The following is a 19,989-nucleotide window of genomic DNA, read 5'->3' as shown; positions in this document are numbered from 1 at the left end:
ATATAAAGTAAAAAGTCCTCTTTTAAACTTAGAGGACTTAGTCTTATAATTTTATAAACGATACAAGAATTGAAATTACTATTACAACTATTCCTATTTTTACTATTCCCTTCATTTTTTATTACCCCTTTTAAGCCTTTTTACAATTTTATTCATAAATTTAATTTTTATGATTATTTCCACTTAAAAGGGGTAATAAACATCTTATCTATTCTTCTCTCCTAATTTTATCTTAACATCTATATATTGTCCTTCACGCCAAATCCTTGCAGATACAACATCTCCAGGCTTATGTTTCTCTAATGCATCAGATAAATCTTCCATGTTTTTAATGTCAACACCATCAAACTTAACCATTATATCTCCTGGTCTAATTCCTGCTTCTTCTGCACCGCTACCTCTCTCAACTCCTCTAATATTTGCACCAACAGGAACATTAAACTCTTGAGCCATTTCTTCATCTATAAATTCATAATATATTCCAATAAAAGGTCTAGATACATAGCCATTTTTCATTAATGACTCAATTATAGGCTTTGCTTCGTTTATAGATATTGCAAATCCCATTCCTTCTGCACTGCTTATCTTCAAACTATTTATACCTATTACTTCACCAGCTTCATTGCAGAGAGCTCCTCCACTATTTCCAGGGTTAATTGACGCATCAGTTTGAATAACCTTATAAGTTCTTCCATCAACAGTCATTTTTCTATTAACTGCACTTATAACTCCAGCAGTTACAGAACCTGAAAATTCTTCACCTAACGGATTACCGATTGCAATTGCAATATCTCCTACTCTAACTTTAGAGCTATCCCCAAATTTCGCAACAGGAAGATCCTTAGCTTCTATTTTTAACACAGCAAGATCTGTTCTGTAATCCGCACCAATTATTCTAGCTGGAAGCTTCTTGCCACCAGCAAGGGTTACATATACTTCAGTTGCACCCTCAATAACATGTTGATTTGTAACAATGTAACCTGCCTTATCAAATATAATTCCTGAACCAGTACCTTGTTTTACTGTTCTCCCTGTAAATGTTGTAACATTATTTGTAATACCAACAACCGCAGGACCAACAACTTCAGCAACTTTAGTAATAGAATTTTTAGGAATATTACTTGTTATTTGTTGCTGCTGTAGGTTAGAGGGAGTTGTTAATTTAGGTACTTCCTCATAGCTTTTCTTAACATAGTATCCTCCAATAATTCCCCCTATGCCTGCTGAAAAGAAGATAATAAATATAAGTGCTAAAATCCTTAATATTTTTTTGGATCTTTTTTCTTCAACAAATTTAACTCCACTTTGCCATGATCCATTATTATAATCCATAACCACACCTCCTAACTTGATTATATCCATCAATTATAAACAGACTGTGAACAAATTCTGAAAAATGTTATAAATTAAACTAAAGTTAGTGTAAATGAAAATCTTGTTCCAAAATCACCAGATTCTACCCAAACAGTCTCTCCATGTTGATTTATAATCTGCCTTACTATAGAAAGCCCAAGTCCATATCCTGCACCTTTTTGTCTAGCTTTATCAACTTTATGAAATCTATCCCATATATAATTTATCTCTTCCTTTGGAATTGCAGGTCCATTGTTATAAATGTGAACAACCACTTTATTACCTTTTATTTCTGTTTTAATTTCTATAATTCCTTCATCCTTAACAAACTTAATAGCATTATCAATTAAGTTTGTTAAAACTTGATCTATTCTATCTCTATCTCCCTTTACCTTTAATTTTTTATCTACTAATTTTACACTTACATCAATTTTCTTTTTATTTATCTTTTCTTCAAATTTTATTACCCTCTGTCTAATTAATTCATTTAAATCAAATACTCCAATATTAATAGAAAACTCACCTGATTCCAGCCTTGCTAAATCTAATATGTCATTAATAAGCCTCATAAGTCTCTTTATTTCATCATGTACTATATTTAAATAATACGTCCATTTTTCTTGTGGTATTGTTCCATCTATAATACCTGTTATAAACCCATTTATCGAAGTCATAGGAGATCTTAATTCATGGGATATATTTGCAATAAAACTTCTTCTCATATTCTCTAAATTCTGTAACGAATCTGCCATATAATTAAAGGATGTTGCAAGATCTCCAATCTCATCATCAGAAATAATTTCAACCCTCTTATCAAATTCACCCTTTGCGATACTTTTGGCTGTATTATTTATTTTATTTAGTGGTCTTATCAATATCCTTTCAGAGAAATAATATATTATTATCGCAGAAATAAATATAGCAAAAAATGCTGACATCCATATTACAAAATATACAGTCTTTAATGTATTCTTAAGTTCTATTAGGGGGGTGTGTAAAAACAAAGCACTTTGAACTTGATCCCCAACATATATTGGAATACCTACAGTAAGCATAGGTTTTGAAAAAATCTGCTTGAAACTTCCACTTTTTACTATTATGTTTCCTGAGATAACTTCGTGTATTTCTCGGTCTGTTATCTGTTTACCCATAAACTCCTTCATTTCATTAGATGAATAGGCGTACAAAAAACCATATTTATCAACAACCCATATTCTTGCATTGCTCAATTCATCCATTACTCTAATCTGATTAAGAAGCTTTTCCTTTGAAATTTTTCGAGACAAATAATCATTTATTGTTTTGTTTAATATATATCCCTCTCTTATTAGGGAACTTGTTTTTTGGTTGTAGTAGTACCTATAAAACCAATAGGACAAAAACACTGCAACTAAACTATAGGAGATAACTATAATTATAAAATACGCTGATATTAATTTAGTAAACAAGCTCCTTCTCATAATATCATTTCACCTCAAATTTATATCCAACACCCCATACCGTCTTTATTTGCCAATCTGTTTGCTCGGATAATTTTTCTCTAACTCTCTTTACATGTACATCTACAGTTCTTGAATCCCCTGGATAATCATATCCCCAAACTTCATATAAAAGCTGATCTCTTGTAAAAACTTTATTTGGATTTGAAGCTAAAAAGTAAAGCAGTTCAAATTCCTTAGGAGGCATTTCAATTTTACTACCCTTATAAATTACTATATATGAATCAGGGTCAATAACTAAATCCTTATATTCAATTGTTCTTTTTTGACTTGATGGCTTATATCTTCTTAGAACAGCTCTAATTCTTGCTACTAGTTCTTTAGGTTCGAATGGTTTTACCATATAATCATCTGCTCCAAGTTCAAGTCCAAGCACCTTATCAAATGTTTCTCCCTTTGCAGTAAGCATTATTACAGGTATTTGAGAATCCCTTCTTATTTCCTTTAAAACCGTATAACCATCCATTTTAGGCATCATCACATCAAGAAGAATTAAATCCAATTGTTTTTCCTTAAAAATTTTAATTGCTGTCTCTCCATCATAGGCCTTATATACCTTATATCCTTCCTTTAAAAGATAAACCTCTATCAATTCACATATATTAACATCATCATCGACTATTAATATTTTTGATTCAACCATATTCATCCCTCCCTATCTTATCTTAATATTATTTTCGCATCTTTGTCTTATATTTACAAGGCTATAGGTTGGAAAGTATATTAAATTAATATATTATTCAAAAATTCTAAAAGATTTATTAAATTATTTGTTCCAAAAGTTAAAATTTGGTGTAAAATATAAATGAGAGTATTTTAAATATTCTTAACTTTACAAAGGGGGTTATAGGTATGGATGCAAAACATTATGTAAAATCCGTTTACGAAGATGTAGTTAGACGTAATAGCAATGAGCCAGAATTCCTACAAGCAGTAAAGGAGGTCTTAGACTCACTTGTACCAGTTCTTGAAAGACATCCTGAATACATAGACGCTGGTATTGTTGACAGAATAGTAGAACCTGAAAGACAAATAATTTTTAGAGTACCATGGGTAGACGACTCAGGAAAAGTTCATGTAAACAGAGGTTTTAGAGTTCAATTTAACAGTGCCATCGGCCCATATAAGGGAGGCCTAAGATTCCATCCATCAGTTAATGCCAGCATAATCAAATTCTTAGGATTTGAGCAAATATTTAAAAACTCACTAACAGGTCTTCCAATAGGCGGTGGAAAAGGTGGTTCTGACTTTGATCCTAAAGGAAAATCTGATGCTGAAATTATGAGATTCTGCCAAAGCTTTATGTCAGAACTATATAGACACATAGGACCTGATATAGATGTTCCTGCAGGAGATATAGGTGTTGGAGCTAGGGAAATAGGATATCTATTTGGTCAATATAAAAAATTAAAGGGTGGATATGAAGCCGGCGTATTAACTGGTAAGGGATTAACTTACGGTGGAAGCCTTGCTAGAAAAGAAGCAACTGGATATGGCCTTGTATACTTTGTTGAAGAAATGCTAAACGCAAAGGGTCTCTCCTTTAAAGACAAAACAGTTGTTATTTCAGGTTCTGGTAACGTAGCTATATATGCATGTGAAAAGGCTCAATCTTTAGGTGCTAAAGTAGTTGCTATGAGTGACTCAAATGGATATGTATACGATAGAGATGGAATAAAACTTGATACTATAAAGAAAATAAAAGAAGTTGAAAGAAAGAGAATTTCAGAGTACATAAAATATCATAGCAATGCAGAATATCACGAAGGATGCAGAGACATATGGAACATAAAATGTGACATAGCTCTTCCATGCGCAACTCAAAACGAAATTGACTTAAACGCAGCAAAAACTTTAGTAAACAACGGAGTAATCGCAGTAGGTGAAGGTGCCAACATGCCATCTACATTAGAAGCAACTGAGTATTTCATTGAACATAAAATACTATTTGCACCAGCAAAGGCTGCTAATGCTGGTGGTGTTGCTACTTCAGCACTTGAAATGTCTCAAAACAGCATGAGACTTTCATGGACATTTGAAGAGGTAGATCAAAAACTTAAAAATATAATGGTTAACATATACAAGAATGCAAGCCAAAAAGCTTTAGAATACGACCACCCAGATAACCTTGTGGTTGGTGCAAATATTGCTGGTTTCATAAAAGTTGCTGATGCTATGTTATCTCAAGGTATAGTATAAAAAGAGCGGCAAAGTGCCGCTCTTTTTATTCAAAAATTTTGCTTACAGATAAATCTTCGTAAATTCTCTTAATTGCCTCTGCAAATACTGGTGCAACAGATAATACCTTAATATTATCTAACATCTTATCTTCAGTTAGTGGTATAGTATTTAGAACTACTAGTTCCTTAATTGCAGAATTCTTTATTCTCTCTACTGCTGGACCTGATAAAACAGCATGCGTACAGCAAGCATAAACTTCCTTTGCACCTAAGTCAGCTAGGGCATTTGCTGCATTTGTAATTGTTCCTGCTGTATCTATCATATCGTCCACAAGTATTGCAACCTTACCCTTTACATCTCCAATTACGTTCATTATCTCAGAAACATTCGCTTTAGGTCTTCTCTTATCAATAATAGCAATAGGAGCATGTAATCTATCTGCGAACTTTCTAGCCCTTGTTACACTACCTAAATCTGGTGAAACTACAACTATTTCATCTTCATCTAAATTAAATCCTTGGAAGTACTTTGCAAGCAATGGTACACCTAATAGATGGTCTACAGGAATATTAAAATATCCCTGTATTTGTGCTGCATGTAGATCCATAGTTAAAACTCTATCAGCTCCTGCAGCAGTTAAAAGATCTGCCACAAGCTTTGCAGTAATTGGATCCCTTGCTTTAGCCTTTCTATCCTGTCTTGCATATCCATAGTATGGAATAACAGCAGTTATTCTACCAGCAGATGCTCTTTTAAAAGCATCCATCATAATTAAAAGCTCCATTAAATTATCATTTACTGGTGCACATGTTGACTGAACAACAAAAACATCTGCACCTCTAACTGTTTCATTAATATCTACAGATATTTCTCCATCGCTGAATCTTCCAACATTTGCATTGCCTAAGCCAACTCCAACGATATCAGCTATTTCCTTTGCAAGCTCTGGATGGGAATTACCTGTAAATATTTTGATGTTCTTGCCATGTGTTATCATAAAAACGCCTCCTATGCTATTTTTTCCAGATACCCTTTTTTTCAAGCCAACCTTCTTTATTGACTTGTTTTGCTCTTGCAATAGCAAGGGCTCCGCTTGGCACATTTTCAGTGATGGTTGAACCTGCTGCAATATATGCATTTTCTTCAACAACTACAGGTGCTACTAAGTTAGTATTACATCCTATAAACGCATGGTCCTTTACGATTGTTTTATGTTTGTTTGTGCCATCATAATTTACTACAACTGTACCACATCCAAAATTACATCCACGTCCAACTTCTGCATCACCTATATATGTTAAGTGTGATACCTTTGTATCATCACCTATTTTAGACTTCTTAATTTCAACAAAATCACCTATCTTAACATTCTTTCCTATTTCACTCTCTGGTCTTATGTAGGCAAATGGTCCAACAGTAGCATTATCATAAACTATACTGTCTAAAACAACTGAACTTTGCACTTCTACACCATTGTGTATTTTTGAATTAACTATTCTTGAGTTAGGACCTATTATACATTCTTCACCTATTTCTGTATTACCCTCTATTACGCATCCTGGATATATTATTGTATCTCTACCTATTTTAACTTCAGAATCTATATAAGTATTGTTAGGATCTATAAATGTTACTCCCTCATCCATTAATTTTTTAACTATTCTTCTTCTCATAACTTCACTTGCTTCAGCAAGCTGTATACGTGAATTTACTCCCATAAATTCAGTAAAATCAACCTTATATGCCCCTACTTTATGCCCCTGTTTCTTTAATATTTCAATTACATCTGTTAAATAATATTCCCCTTGAGCGTTATTATTATCTAATTTATTTAATGATTCTAGTAGTAGTTTTATATCAAAACAATAAATACCTGAATTAACTTCCTTTATATTAAGCTCATCCTGATTTGCATCCTTGTGTTCAACTATCTTTTCTATATTTCCATTTTGGTCTCTAACTATTCTTCCAAAACCAGTTGGGTTTTCAACATCACCTGTAAGTACAGTTACTTTATATCCTCCGTCAACGTGGAATTTAAAGACATTACTTATTGTTTCTGCAGTAATAAGTGGTGCATCTCCAGCAAGAACAATAACAGTTCCATCCTTATCCTTAAGGAAATCACTACAGCACATTACTGCATGTCCTGTTCCTAGCTGTCTATCTTGATACGCCGTTTTGATGTTTTCTTTAAGATGTGCTCTAACAATATCTGCCTTATGTCCAACGACAACGATAAAATCATCAACATTTGCACCCTTTAGTGCATCAATGACGTGAAAAAGCATTGGTTTACCACAGACTCTATGAAGTACTTTTGGTAAATTTGACTTCATTCTTTTACCTTCACCAGCTGCTAATATCAAACCATAACAGTTACTCATATTTAGCACCTCATCCTTAAATATTAAATTATAATACCTATTTTATTATAGTCTATAAACTTAATTTATTCAATTAAAATAGCTCAAAAAAACTTAAATGAATAATATTAAAAAAATTCCAAAAATAAAAAGGAAGCTTTCGCTTCCCCTTTATTATTTTTCTTCAGCGTTTTCTAGATTATTTTTAGCTTTTTCGTATTCTGCAAGTATTGCTTGTTGTATTTTTTCTCTTGTTTCTGAGTTGATTGGATGTGCTATGTCCTTAAATTGACCATCTGGAGTCTTTCTGCTAGGCATAGCAATAAAAAGTCCATTTTGTCCTTCGATAACCTTGATGTCATGAACTACTAATTCATTGTCGAATGTTACTGAAACAATTGCCTTCATCTTTCCTTCGTTTGTAATTTTTCTTACTCTTACATCAGTAACCTTCATACATTCACCACCTTCCAAGTTGCTTAGTTTATAGTATTCTACACATTTTTAAAAATTCCTTCTGAATTATCTAAATATTTTTTAATTTTTAATCGTTTTTTGTTGGGTAAATTTTTATAATACCATTTTCTTCATCTACCGTCTCTAAAGTTAAAAGAGATATATAATCAGATACTAGTTTTTTATCCGAAGCCCCTTCAACCAAAACACCTATCCCAACTAATTCACATTCGAATTCCTTCAAAAGTTCAATTATTCCATTGGCAGTTCCTCCTGCCTTCATAAAATCGTCAATAAAAATACATCTACTTCCCTTTGTTATGGCCCTTTTCCCTAAACTCATTCTTTGTATCTTTTTAGATGATCCAGTAACATAATTTATGCTAACTGAAGATCCCTCTGTAACCCCAACTTCACGTCTTGCAATTACCAATGGCTTATTTAAAGCTCTGGCAGTCATTAGAGCGATTGGTATACCCTTGGTTTCTACTGTAATTACATAATCAACATTCTTTTCAATAAAGTAACTTGCCAGTATCAACCCAACCTTTGATGATATCTCTGGTGAAAAAACAATATCATTCATGTAAATATATCCACCCTTAATAATTCTGTCAGGTGAACTTAAAGTTACACATAGCTCCTTTAAAAACGCGTCTTTGTTTATATCACTTAAACCTGGGATGTATTTTACTCCTCCTGCTGCTCCTGATATAGTCTCTATTTTCCCACATCCTAAATATTCAACAACTTTTTTAGCAAGCACAATATCTTCACTTAAAGTAGAACGTGCTGATCCAAAAAATTCTGAGAAGTACCCTAAACTAAATACCTTATTAGGGTTATCGGATAATATTTTTATTATTGCTGCTACTCTTTCTTTCCTTTGTAATCTATCCAAAATACCACTTCCCATCCATTCTTTTATATTTTTGTCATTATTTTTTTATTTTATACATATATTTTTAAGTGAATTGCTATAATTTTGGTTTTAAGTTAATTGTAGATTATTTAAAAAATTATTTCAATAAATTATAATAATTCATTCTTTATTTGTATTATGTTATAATCTTTTTGTCAATAATCATTATAAATATGTTCAGGAGTGATAGCATGATAAAGGTATTAGATGAAAAGATTAATAAAATACATTTTATAGGTATCGGTGGAATAAGCATGAGTGCACTTGCTGAAATTATGTTAAATGAGGGCTGTATTGTAACAGGTTCCGATAGAAGTGCATCAAAACTTACAGATAAGCTTAAACAAAAAGGAGCAACTATATACATTGGCCATTCTGAAGCAAATATAACTAACCAACAACTTGTTGTATATACTGCAGCTATTCCTAAGGATAATCCTGAGTTACAAGAAGCAATAAGAAGAAATATACCTATTATGGATAGAGCCGAATTCCTTGGACTAGTTATGAAACACTACAAAAACAGCATTGCTGTTTCAGGAACACATGGTAAAACAACAACAACATCAATGATTTCTTTGATTTTATATAGAGCCCATCTAGATCCTACAATAATGATAGGTGGAGAACTTGATGCTATAGGTGGTAATTTAAAGATAGGAAATAGTGAATATTTTATTACAGAAGCTTGTGAATATAAAGGTAGTTTCCTAAATTTCTATCCTAAAATAGGAATAATATTAAATATCGATGCAGATCATCTTGACTACTATAAAGATATAAATGAAATTTATGATACTTTTATAAAATTCTCTAAAAATATATCAAAGGATGGAGTTTTAATCGGATACGCTGAAGATGAAAGGGTAAAACAAATATTAGACTCAGCTCAAGTAAAAACACTATCATACGGTTTTAACGAAGGAGATGTAAGAGCAGTAAACATTAAGTTTGATTCAAAAGGATGTGCTGAATTTGATGTATTACTAAATGATAAAATGCTAGGAACAATAAAATTAAATGTACCAGGTAAACATAATATATTAAATTCATTAGCTTCAATATGCTGTTCTATATCCCTTGGAATTGACTTTGATGTAGTTAAGGATAGTCTACATGAGTTTACAGGTACTCATAGAAGATTTGAAAAAAAAGGAACTAAAAATGGCATAACTGTAATAGACGATTATGCCCATCATCCAACTGAAATTAAAGCTACAATACAAGCTGCTCTAAACTATCCACATAAAAAACTATATTGTATATTCCAACCCCACACATATACAAGAACTTTAACATTGTTTGATGAATTCTCAAAGGCATTCAATGGAGTGGATAAGCTAATTTTAACTGATATATATGCTGCAAGAGAAAAAGACCTAGGCCTTGTAAGCTCCAAAATGTTAGCTGAAGCTATAGAAAAAAACGGAGTTGATGTAATATATATAAAGGATTTTGAAGATATAATTAAGTATATAGAAGAAAATCTTTCCGAAGGTGATGTTGTAATTACAATGGGTGCAGGAGATGTATACAAAATAGGTGAAGAATTTTTACAAAGATAAAAAGCTCAATCTTTAAGATTGAGCTTTTTATATAACAAAATAAAAAGGGCTGCAATTCGCAGCCCTTTTGGTCGGGGTGACAGGGATTGAACCTGCGACCTCATGGTCCCAAACCACGCGCGCTCCCATCTGCGCCACACCCCGATGACATACTTTATTATATATCATTTTTTTAACTTTGGCAATACCTAATTTATAAAAAAAATATTTTCATAATCTTTTCAATTTTACTATTTTAACTTAATCTATTGACTTATATACCCCTATAGGGTATATTATTCTATGTAAATTATCTCTATGGAGGTGACCTGCATGAATAAGAAGAGCCACCAAAATTGGTCTTGGATTATATTAGTAACATTCCTTATAGTTGCAGCAATTAAACCTATATTTGGTTTATTCGGTATAGTATGTATGACAGCACCTATGTATCATGCTTTAAGAGGAAGAGGAAAAATCCACTGCTCAAAATACTGTCCTAGGGGTTCCCTTCTAGGTAAATTCTTAAAATATGTATCTTTAAATAATACTCTTCCTTCATTCTTAAGAAGCAAAACAGCAAAGAACATCCTTCTTTTAATTATGATCTCAATGCTTACATTTGCCATGATTCATACAAAAGGAAACATAACTAAAATAGGTTTTGCACTTTTTAGATTTATGTCATTATCTCTCCTTGTCGGTATAATACTTGGAATACTATTTAAACCAAGAAGCTGGTGTCAAGTTTGTCCTATGGGACATGCTTGCGACCTTATAGATAAACAAGTAAAAAAGAGTATACCTAATTTACAAACACAAAAGAATTAATCCCCATCATTTGGGGATTATTTTTTTGGTCGGGGCGACAGGACTTGAACCTGCGACCTTATGGTCCCGAACCACACGCGCTCCCATCTGCGCTACGCCCCGAAGTAAAATACTATAATATTTTCTATAATTTAGTCTATTTACATTAATTATAGCACCTTAATATAATTTTGAAAATATGCTCAACCTACAACAAATTAAAATACAAAATAAAAAAGGGCTGCAATTTGCAGCCCTTTGGTCGGGGTGACAGGGATTGAACCTGCGACCTCATGGTCCCAAACCACGCGCGCTCCCATCTGCGCCACACCCCGATGACATGTATTATTATATCACCTATTTTAAAATAATGCAACTGTTTTTTAAAACAAATTAATAGGTGCCCTAAATTTTAGGCACCTATACATAATCACTGTTTCTCCCCATATCTTTTATATGATACTCCACGTCTTGGAACACACGCTGCAACAAATCCTATTATTAACGATTGTACCATAGGTACTATTACATTTATATATCTATCAAGCTGTAACATATATACAGCCCATGCAGTTAAAACATTTATGACTAGACTAACTATAAATATATAAACAACAAATTTAGCAAATGAGCTAATGTACCTTTCCCATATCTTATGTCTCCACTCACCCGAAAAAACAAAAGAAAATATGAAAAAACTTACAATAACTATACCTATATTAGCTAAAGCTATAAGTAGTAGCCTTTGCATATAATCTGCCTGTAACATTCAAAACACCTCCTTTGATTTTATTTTTTGCATATATGAATTAATAATGTAAAAAATAATGTGTTAATTTAAGTAAATTTTTTGTATAATAACTTTAAGGGAGGAGATAGGGTGGTTGTTGAAAAAAGAAGGTACAAAAGAGTTAAATTCGATTGCGAAATACTTTATCCTACAGTTATATATAACAATGAAAAAAGACTATTTTCTGATAACTGTAAACTATATACCGTAGATATATCAGAAGCAGGTATAGCTCTTAAATCAAATTTTTTTATACCAAAGGATGCATTTATTACATTTTTCCTTAGAATAGAAGATCACCTACCCTTTAGAGCCTTAGTCAAGGTTAGATGGAATAAAAGCTCAAATGGATTTTTCTTCTGTGGCGGTGAATTTATTGCATTGAATTTAGAAGATATACACAAAATAAGAACATATATAACAAAACACACAAATAACATGGAGGTTTAGATATGGCAAAAGTTTTTCTAGGATATAAAAAAGGACTTAGGGTTGAAGATGGACATCCATGGGTTTTTAAAAACGAAATTGAAAACATTGAAGGAAGTTACGAACCTGGTGATATAGTAGAAGTATACAACTATAAAGGAAAATTTATAGGAAAGGGCTACATAAATCCAAAATCTCAAATAACTATTAGAATTATGACAAGAAATAAGGATGAGGAAATAAACGAAGAATTTTTTAGAAAAAGGATAATTGATGCATGGAATTACAGACAGAAGGTTATTGAAACAAATTCATGTAGAGTTGTATTCGGGGAGGCAGACTTTCTTCCTGCTCTTATAGTGGATAAGTTCAGTGACTACTTAGTAGTTCAATTTTTATCACTTGGAATTGAAAAGTGGAAGGATACCATAGTAAAGGTATTAAAGGAAGTACTAAACCCCAAAGGCATATATGAAAGAAGTGACGTTCCTGTTAGAGAACTTGAAGGCTTAGAGCAATGCAAAGGTTTTTTAACCGAACCTTTTGACACCACAATAATAACAGAAGAAAACGGTGTTAAATTTTATGTTGATGTTGAAAATGGCCAAAAAACAGGCTATTTCCTAGATCAAAAAGAAAATAGACGTGCTATCAAGGATATTGTTAAGGATGCAGATGTACTTGACTGTTTTTGTCATACAGGTTCTTTCTCACTTCATGCAGGATATTTTGGCGCAAAAAGCGTATTAGGTATAGATGTTTCTGAACACGCTGTTGAATTTGCAAGAAGAAATGCTAAACTCAATGGACTTGAAAACGTATGTAAATTTGAAGCACATAACGCCTTTGATGTTTTAAAAACTTGGGCAAAGGAAGGCCGTAAATACGATGTAGTTATATTGGACCCTCCAGCATTTACAAAGTCACGTTCAGCAGTTGAAGGAGCAATTAGAGGTTATAAGGAAATAAATCTACGTGCACTTAAAATGATTAAAGAAGGAGGATTTTTAGTAACCTGTTCTTGTTCACATTTTATGTATCCTGAACTATTTATGGAAGTTGTAATGGATGCAGCAAAGGACGCAAAACGAACCTTAAGACTTGTTGAATACAGAAATCAATCAAAGGACCATCCAGTTCTATTTAATTCTGACGAAACTTTATATCTAAAGTTTATGATACTTCAAGTAATATAAAAAAACCCTCTTAGCATACCCTAACGCTAAGGGGGATTTTTATATTCTTTTTATTTTTCCATCTTTATAATATGGTATTGTATCTAAAATATCCTCTTGAAAACAATATTTAATATCCTCCTCTAATCCAATGGACAACATGTATCTATAATGACTTGCATATTTTAAATAATCAAAAACATTGTCTTTATTTTTTATATAAGTCAAATATGCTAATGAAGAAAAATCTGACATATTAACCTTTGTTAATTTATTTATTTCATAGATAATTTTACCTGCACATAAAAAATCATCCATAGAAAATATTCCATTTGTTCCTGCACAAACTATACTAATATCCTTACCAAGCTTTACTATATAATCAGCTAAGAACTTGGCATTCAACATACATCCTATAAAAATTTCATCTGAATATCTAGATCTTACAATAGCCTTTGTTCCATTGGTTGTAGTAAATATAAGCCTTTTACCTTCAACCTTATCCTTTGTGTATTCAAGAGGAGAGTTAGAAAAATCAAACCCTTCAATTTTTAGCCCTTTTCTTTCTCCTCCTAAAATTACATTCTCACCTTTTAATGATAATGCCTCATGAACCTCAAGTACAGGTACAACCTCCAAACATCCATTATAAAGAGCAGTTGTAATTACTGATGTAGCCCTTAAAACATCTATTACAACTACTGTATTTCCCTTTAAATTCTCCTCTTTTATACTTGAAACATCAGGATATAAATTTATATTCATTTTACCACCTTCTAAAAATAACGGGTTTCCCCCTTAGTCTATCTATTTTCTACTATTGATTGCCTATGTATTATGTGTGTTTTTAATACTTTACTTACTGTTTCACTACATCTTCCCTTAAGCTTATCAATAACAATCTTTGCTGCCTCATAACCTAAAGTATATGCATTAATTTCAACAGAAGTCAGTGGTGGAGTGGCAAATTCAGAAAGAGGAATATTATTGAAACTCATAATAGAAATGTCTTGTGGAATCTTAACTCCCATATCTTTAGCAGCTTTAATAGCACCAAATGCCATTAAATCATCTGTTGTAATTATAGCCGTTGGTGGTTTAGGACTCTTTAGTATCTTTTTCATTCCTTCGTATCCGCCTTCTTGTACAAACTCACTAGAGGTTATAATAGATTCATCTATGTCTATATTGTATTTTTTAAGTGCCCTTTTATATCCTTCAAATCTATCGATTGAAACAACTAGATTTAAAGAACCATTAATTAATCCAATTCTTCTATGACCCATTCTAATTAAGTATTCAGTAGCATTAAATGCTGCCTCTACATTGTCGTTATCAACAAAATCCAAATCTTCCTTCTTAGGCGGTCTACCTATCATAACAAATGGTACATGCATTTTTTTTACTGCCTTCAATATAGGATCATTTATTTTTGAATACATTAAAATAAGCCCATCTACTCTTCCACCATTAACAACAGTTTTTAATGACTCAAGTTGCTCTTCATCAGTATTTCCTGTAGTTATTAGCATACAATATCCTTCTTGATGTGTACATTTTGCAATACCTCTTAAGGCCTCTGGAAAGAATGGGTTTAAAAATACTTCATCTGCAGCTCTTGGCATAACAATTCCTATAGTATTTGTAGTTCTACTTACAAGACTTCTTGCTATAGCATTAGGATGATATCCTAACTCCTTCATTACCTTTCTTACTCTTTCCTTTGTTTCTTCACTAATTCTTGGACTATCAGAAATTACTCTTGAAACAGTTGAGGGAGAGACTCCAGCCTTTTCAGCTACCTCTTTAATCGTAACCATATTCCCTATCTCCTTTTTAATTTATAAAGTGCAACAACAGTTCTAAAAATAACAGCTTCTTCAAATTTTTTAATATCTAATCCTGTCAAATTTTTTATTTTTTCAAGCCTATATAACAAAGTATTTCTATGTAAATAAAGCTTCCTAGAAGCTTCACTAACATTTAAATGACATTTAAATAGTTCCTCTGCAGTATCTAAAAGCTCTTTATCTTTAATAACATCATAAAAACCACTAAAGCCACCGTTCATATAAAATTCTACATCTTTATCATTACAAGAATATAGTATACCATACATTAACATCTTATCAATATGATAAAATCCTTCTTTAAATCCTAATAGGTTAGCTAAACTTGCTGCTGCCTTTGCATGTTCTGCTGCATCTTTAATTGTATATCCTGCACAAACCCTCCTGCTTGCACCTATTATTAAACTTGATCCGGTCTCTTGGGATACTCCATCTATAATAGACTGGGCCTCCTGTTCTAAATCCTCAACAACCTTAACTATGTATATGCCTTCATCATCTTCCACAATACTTGTCTCTGTAGATTCATATATACTTTCTAATAAATCTTGTATATAGTTTTTAGATTTTATGTATAATACACTATAATCAACAAAACGCCCCTTTAAGCTTTCCTTAGAAACATCATTCTTTAAAATATATTCAAGAGGCTGCATTACTCCTGCAGCCTCTTCTAAACTAGACATAATAAGCATCTTAACTAAACCTATAGCATCCTGCGATATTATTTTAGAAATAACTAAAATATATTTTGATAAATTGATATAGGTAAATCCATCTATAAACTCTACTTCATCAACAAACCTAAATCCTAAATTATCTCCTTCAATCAAATTTCCATTTAAATCATAAAGTGAGACATTAACCTTCAATGCTGTTTTTATATTATCGCAGAATGCCATCCTAACCCTCTCCTTATAATATAGCTTTTTCTGTTTCTTTATCAAATAAATGCATCTTATTCATGTTAACAGCAACCTTAACATTAGCATCAACTTTAGCTTTAGTTGTTGGTTCAACTCTTGCAACTATATTGTTGTCTTCACATACTAAATATAAGTATGTTTCTGAACCCATATGTTCCATAACTTCAACCTTTGCTTCTATTATACTATCTTTAAACTCAGTTAGGAAGTCTGTACTATCATCAATATGCTCTGGTCTTATACCAAATACAACTTCCTTACCTACATATCCCTTTTCTCTTACTACCTTAGCCTTATCTTCTGGTATTGGAAGTTTTGTTGAACCAAATACAACAAATAAGTTTCCGCCTTCTTCAACTATCTTGCTATTTATAAAGTTCATTTGTGGGCTTCCAATGAATCCTGCAACGAACATATTTGCTGGATGATCATAAATTCTCCTTGGAGTATCTACTTGTTGAACAACTCCATCCTTCATAACAACTATTCTTGTTCCCATTGTCATTGCTTCTGTTTGGTCATGTGTAACATATATGAATGTTGTATTTAATCTCTTGTGAAGTTTTAATATTTCTGTTCTCATTTGAACTCTAAGTTTAGCATCAAGGTTTGATAATGGTTCGTCCATTAAGAATACCTTTGGCTCTCTAACTATTGCTCTACCTAGAGCAACTCTTTGTCTTTGTCCACCTGATAATGCCTTTGGCTTTCTTTCAAGTAAATGTTCTATATCAAGTATTCTAGCAGCTTCTCTAACCTTTCTATCTATTTCATCCTTTGGTACCTTTCTTAATTTAAGTCCAAATGCCATATTTTCATATACAGTCATGTGAGGATAAAGTGCATAGTTTTGGAAAACCATCGCTATATCTCTATCCTTTGGTGGAACATCGTTGCAAAGCTTATCTCCAATATATAACTCACCTGATGATATTTCTTCTAGACCTGCAATCATTCTAAGTGTAGTTGACTTTCCACATCCTGATGGTCCAACTAGAACTATAAATTCTTTATCTTCAATATCTAAATTAACATCTTTAACCGCAGCTACATTGCCTGGATAAATTTTGTAAATGTTTTTTAATACAACCTTTGCCATACTATTCCCCCTCAAGTATCTTTTCTTTTTTTATTATTTTATAATTTTTAAGTATTTTTTAGTATGGCAAAGATATATGAATAGTTTGTACATTTTAAACAAACTTAATTATTTACAGGTTTCTTAAAATTTATATCTTGCCCTTTGTTACTTCGATCTTTTCTTATAAATAGATTCTTAATAAACTGGAAAAAATTGATTACCCCCCTGTACTTACGCTTAAGTCTCCACAGCTTCAAGCTGACAACCTTGCTGCCCCTGCCCACCATAATAACACCCCTCTTCATTTTTCTTAATTTTCTTTAAATTTAATTATATATTATAGTAAATAATATTACAAGAACAACCCATAAAGAACCTTATTTTATCTGGTTTATATCACCTTTTTGTATTTCTACCATCCAATCTCCCTTTAATTTACTCTCTTCATCTGTTGCATTTTTTGACGGAATAACTGTAAAAACTACCTCATTTTCCGACACAAAATATGGTTTAGTTAAAGAAAATCTATCTTTAGGAAATCTTCTCTCAAGTTTTAAATCTAATTTTTCACCAGATACACTATATAAATTTAAATAAGACATTCCATTCTTGTCCTTAACCTCTACAACCAAATTTTGACCATTTGGAGAAAATATTATTGATGTTATTGTAGAATTGAAATAAAAGTCTATATCCTTTATAGTAAAAGTTGTTTTTGTTTCTTTAGATTCCTCCTCTTTTGTCTGTTCCTCTTCCCCTTGTGCCTTTCCAGAATCCTGCTTTTTTTCCTCCTCTCCCTGTGCCACTTTGAATGCTTCTTTGGTTTCTGTTATTTTTATATAACCTAAATAACTATCTGTACCTATGCTACTTACTAAAATTGACTTACCATCTTCACTTACTGCACATGGTCCAAACATCTGCTTTGGAACCTGATATTTTTGTTCGCGAACTGTCTGTTTAGAATAAACAAAAGGAGGTAAATCCTTTAATGTGAATATCTTTTCAGATTTACCAGAATCTTTATCACGTTTAAATAAACTTTTATCCTGTTCGTATATTTCTATAGAGTTTTCCTTGTCTATGGAATCGATTAACATTTTGTCATTTTCCATTATAATGCCATATTTAAAAAAATCTACTGAAAAATATGGCTTATTATCATAGGCATTAAATATAGTCACTTTAAACTCAGCCTTATCCTTTTCAAATTCTCCTTCACTAATCTTAAACGCAACAGGCCTTGGATTAGATTGAGGTTTAACCTCCTGTATTGATGATTTTAACTTTTCACTATAATATCCTGATAGGTTTGAATAATCTCCCTTTAAAACATATCTTAAATAGTTGTCAATAAAAGTTGATGCCTGCTTTTGGTCTATCTTCATAACCTGTTCTTTATTTTCATTTTTCTTTTCTTCATTTTTACTTTTACTACTACAGGAAGGAAAAACTATTATAAATATAGCTAAAACAATAAACACTAACCTTTTCATACACATCACCCATCTTTAGTATTTTATAATTAGTATTTGTAGTTATATTTTTTTAATTCTATTTTCTTAATATGACATACTTAATAACTCCAATTAAAAGTATTAACATGCTTATTAAACCAAAGGGCGGATAAAACATTTTTATAAGGTTTGAAAATCCAATAAAAGAAAATGGAATTGATATTAAAAGTATAGTTAAAAGACAGTAAAAATAACTCTTATTTAAAACGTTTTGCATCCTCTTTGATAAACTATATAAACACCCAACTTCAGTTGTAAACATCTCAAGCCATATAATAACTGTTAAATATAAAGGTAAAAGAGGCCCATGATTTTTAGCCACATATAAATTGGGAATTTCACTATTAAAACTTGCTGGATAGTAAGTTAATATGTTATAGTTTATAATTAAACCTAACAGTGTTAAAACAATACTTCCTAAAATACACCCTTTAACAAAACTCTCCCTACTTTTTACTTCCCTAGCCATTGGATATAAAACTCCTATCGCTGTCATAAAATTAAAGCATGCATATATAATGGCTGAACCATATACGTTTTCATTATTAAATAAAGGAAGTGTTATATTAATACTATTTTCTTCAAAAACAAAAAATCCAAGTATTAAAACTATAAAGGTTGATAGAGGAACTATAATTGAGTTTATTGCAATAACTCCATTCGTAGAGAAAAGAGCAACCAAAAAAGAAACAATTGCCATTATAAATATTCCATATCTTTTATCTATACCAATATATTCATTAAGCATTGCTCCGCCACCTGATATCATTATGGTGTTACTAAAAAATATAAATATAGTTATGATCCAATCAGCTATAAACCCCAGTTTTTTCCCTAAACAATAGTCTACAAGGTCGTTATAACTATTGAATCTTTTTTTATATGCCATATTTATAAATATAAAGGATAATAATATGTAGAGTATAAAACAAATTAGAATACCAATAAAACTGCCTCTACCAAATCTTGAAAAAAACTGAAGTATCTCTTGACCTGATGCTAAACCTGCTCCTATTATTGTTCCTATAAAAACTGCAGCAACTTTTAATTCCTCCTTCACAGAAACTCCTCCCATTTAATAATTCTTTTA

General features: G+C 31.7%; 19 protein-coding genes and 3 tRNA genes. 5 read left to right on the top strand and 17 right to left on the bottom strand.

The annotated features are described in order from the left end of the window. Positions 1 to 204: 204 nt before the first annotated feature. The 3 genes from TCEL_RS11120 to TCEL_RS11110 form a co-directional block, all read right to left on the bottom strand. Positions 205 to 1,332, bottom strand: a complete 1,128-nt coding sequence (locus tag TCEL_RS11120) for a S1C family serine protease (protein ID WP_018664335.1) — start codon at positions 1,330 to 1,332, stop codon at positions 205 to 207. A 74-nt stretch (positions 1,333 to 1,406) separates the two neighbouring features. Continuing rightward, on the bottom strand, positions 1,407 to 2,813 hold the full coding sequence (locus tag TCEL_RS11115; protein WP_018664333.1) for a sensor histidine kinase: 1,407 nt from the start codon (positions 2,811 to 2,813) through the stop codon (positions 1,407 to 1,409). A gap of 4 nt (positions 2,814 to 2,817) precedes the next feature. Beyond that, a complete protein-coding gene (locus tag TCEL_RS11110) occupies positions 2,818 to 3,501 on the bottom strand; it encodes a response regulator transcription factor (protein ID WP_040684050.1) in 684 nt (227 codons plus the stop codon). A gap of 203 nt (positions 3,502 to 3,704) precedes the next feature. Here TCEL_RS11110 and gdhA point away from each other — a divergent pair, with 203 nt between their 5' ends. After that, on the top strand, positions 3,705 to 5,051 hold the full coding sequence (gdhA, locus tag TCEL_RS11105) for an NADP-specific glutamate dehydrogenase (protein ID WP_018664329.1): 1,347 nt from the start codon (positions 3,705 to 3,707) through the stop codon (positions 5,049 to 5,051). A 25-nt stretch (positions 5,052 to 5,076) separates the two neighbouring features. Here the strand turns inward: gdhA and TCEL_RS11100 are convergent, their stop codons facing one another. From TCEL_RS11100 to purR, 4 genes are all read right to left on the bottom strand, one after another. Beyond that, a complete protein-coding gene (locus tag TCEL_RS11100; protein ID WP_018664327.1) occupies positions 5,077 to 6,030 on the bottom strand; it encodes a ribose-phosphate diphosphokinase in 954 nt (317 codons plus the stop codon). 16 nt (positions 6,031 to 6,046) lie between these two features. Then, positions 6,047 to 7,420, bottom strand: coding sequence for a bifunctional UDP-N-acetylglucosamine diphosphorylase/glucosamine-1-phosphate N-acetyltransferase GlmU (gene glmU, locus TCEL_RS11095; RefSeq protein ID WP_018664325.1), 1,374 nt, complete (start codon positions 7,418 to 7,420; stop codon positions 6,047 to 6,049). Positions 7,421 to 7,573: 153 nt separating this feature from the next. After that, positions 7,574 to 7,855: a septation regulator SpoVG gene (gene spoVG, locus TCEL_RS11090; protein WP_018664323.1), complete on the bottom strand. Its 282-nt coding sequence runs from the start codon at positions 7,853 to 7,855 to the stop codon at positions 7,574 to 7,576. Between the two features lie 88 nt (positions 7,856 to 7,943). Then, positions 7,944 to 8,756 carry a pur operon repressor gene (gene purR, locus TCEL_RS11085; protein WP_040684049.1) on the bottom strand — a complete coding sequence of 271 codons (813 nt, stop codon included), beginning with the start codon at positions 8,754 to 8,756 and terminating at the stop codon, positions 7,944 to 7,946. A gap of 212 nt (positions 8,757 to 8,968) precedes the next feature. On the opposite strand from purR, the gene murC reads away from it, so the two are divergent. Then, positions 8,969 to 10,342, top strand: a complete 1,374-nt coding sequence (gene murC / locus TCEL_RS11080; protein ID WP_018664319.1) for a UDP-N-acetylmuramate--L-alanine ligase — start codon at positions 8,969 to 8,971, stop codon at positions 10,340 to 10,342. Between the two features lie 68 nt (positions 10,343 to 10,410). Here murC and TCEL_RS11075 read toward each other — a convergent pair. Next, a tRNA-Pro gene (locus TCEL_RS11075) sits at positions 10,411 to 10,486 on the bottom strand. Between the two features lie 168 nt (positions 10,487 to 10,654). Here TCEL_RS11075 and TCEL_RS11070 point away from each other — a divergent pair. Further along, positions 10,655 to 11,152, top strand: coding sequence for a 4Fe-4S binding protein (locus TCEL_RS11070; protein WP_018664317.1), 498 nt, complete (start codon positions 10,655 to 10,657; stop codon positions 11,150 to 11,152). A gap of 26 nt (positions 11,153 to 11,178) precedes the next feature. Here TCEL_RS11070 and TCEL_RS11065 read toward each other — a convergent pair. The 3 genes from TCEL_RS11065 to TCEL_RS11055 all read right to left on the bottom strand — a co-directional run bounded on the left by TCEL_RS11065 (position 11,179) and on the right by TCEL_RS11055 (position 11,900). Beyond that, positions 11,179 to 11,254, bottom strand: a tRNA-Pro gene (locus TCEL_RS11065). Between the two features lie 136 nt (positions 11,255 to 11,390). After that, positions 11,391 to 11,466 (bottom strand) — tRNA-Pro (locus TCEL_RS11060). Between the two features lie 95 nt (positions 11,467 to 11,561). Next, the gene (locus tag TCEL_RS11055) at positions 11,562 to 11,900 is read right to left on the bottom strand and encodes a hypothetical protein (protein WP_018664315.1); all 339 of its coding nucleotides are present in this window, start codon (positions 11,898 to 11,900) and stop codon (positions 11,562 to 11,564) included. A 111-nt stretch (positions 11,901 to 12,011) separates the two neighbouring features. Here TCEL_RS11055 and TCEL_RS11050 point away from each other — a divergent pair, with 111 nt between their 5' ends. Both TCEL_RS11050 and TCEL_RS11045 read left to right on the top strand, forming a co-directional pair. Beyond that, on the top strand, positions 12,012 to 12,371 hold the full coding sequence (locus tag TCEL_RS11050) for a PilZ domain-containing protein (protein WP_018664313.1): 360 nt from the start codon (positions 12,012 to 12,014) through the stop codon (positions 12,369 to 12,371). Positions 12,372 to 12,373: 2 nt separating this feature from the next. Next, positions 12,374 to 13,546: a class I SAM-dependent rRNA methyltransferase gene (locus TCEL_RS11045; protein ID WP_018664311.1), complete on the top strand. Its 1,173-nt coding sequence runs from the start codon at positions 12,374 to 12,376 to the stop codon at positions 13,544 to 13,546. A 39-nt stretch (positions 13,547 to 13,585) separates the two neighbouring features. On the opposite strand, the gene TCEL_RS11040 is transcribed toward TCEL_RS11045, so the two are convergent. From TCEL_RS11040 to TCEL_RS11015, 6 genes are all read right to left on the bottom strand, one after another. Continuing rightward, positions 13,586 to 14,290 carry a 2-phosphosulfolactate phosphatase gene (locus TCEL_RS11040; RefSeq protein WP_018664309.1) on the bottom strand — a complete coding sequence of 235 codons (705 nt, stop codon included), beginning with the start codon at positions 14,288 to 14,290 and terminating at the stop codon, positions 13,586 to 13,588. 38 nt (positions 14,291 to 14,328) lie between these two features. Continuing rightward, complete coding sequence (locus TCEL_RS11035; RefSeq protein WP_018664307.1) at positions 14,329 to 15,345, bottom strand: LacI family DNA-binding transcriptional regulator; 1,017 nt, start codon at positions 15,343 to 15,345, stop codon at positions 14,329 to 14,331. Positions 15,346 to 15,350: 5 nt separating this feature from the next. Then, positions 15,351 to 16,277, bottom strand: coding sequence for a PucR family transcriptional regulator (locus tag TCEL_RS11030; RefSeq protein WP_018664306.1), 927 nt, complete (start codon positions 16,275 to 16,277; stop codon positions 15,351 to 15,353). Positions 16,278 to 16,290: 13 nt separating this feature from the next. Next, a complete protein-coding gene (locus tag TCEL_RS11025) occupies positions 16,291 to 17,400 on the bottom strand; it encodes an ABC transporter ATP-binding protein (RefSeq protein ID WP_018664304.1) in 1,110 nt (369 codons plus the stop codon). A gap of 359 nt (positions 17,401 to 17,759) precedes the next feature. Beyond that, the gene (locus TCEL_RS11020) at positions 17,760 to 18,878 is read right to left on the bottom strand and encodes a hypothetical protein (protein WP_018664302.1); all 1,119 of its coding nucleotides are present in this window, start codon (positions 18,876 to 18,878) and stop codon (positions 17,760 to 17,762) included. A gap of 58 nt (positions 18,879 to 18,936) precedes the next feature. Further along, positions 18,937 to 19,959 carry a YkvI family membrane protein gene (locus TCEL_RS11015; protein WP_018664300.1) on the bottom strand — a complete coding sequence of 341 codons (1,023 nt, stop codon included), beginning with the start codon at positions 19,957 to 19,959 and terminating at the stop codon, positions 18,937 to 18,939. Positions 19,960 to 19,989 lie beyond the last annotated feature (30 nt).

The organism is Thermobrachium celere DSM 8682 (assembly GCF_000430995.1).
In the GTDB taxonomy this organism is placed as follows: domain Bacteria; phylum Bacillota; class Clostridia; order Clostridiales; family Caloramatoraceae; genus Thermobrachium; species Thermobrachium celere.
This window is presented reverse-complemented; position numbering and strand designations above follow the sequence as displayed.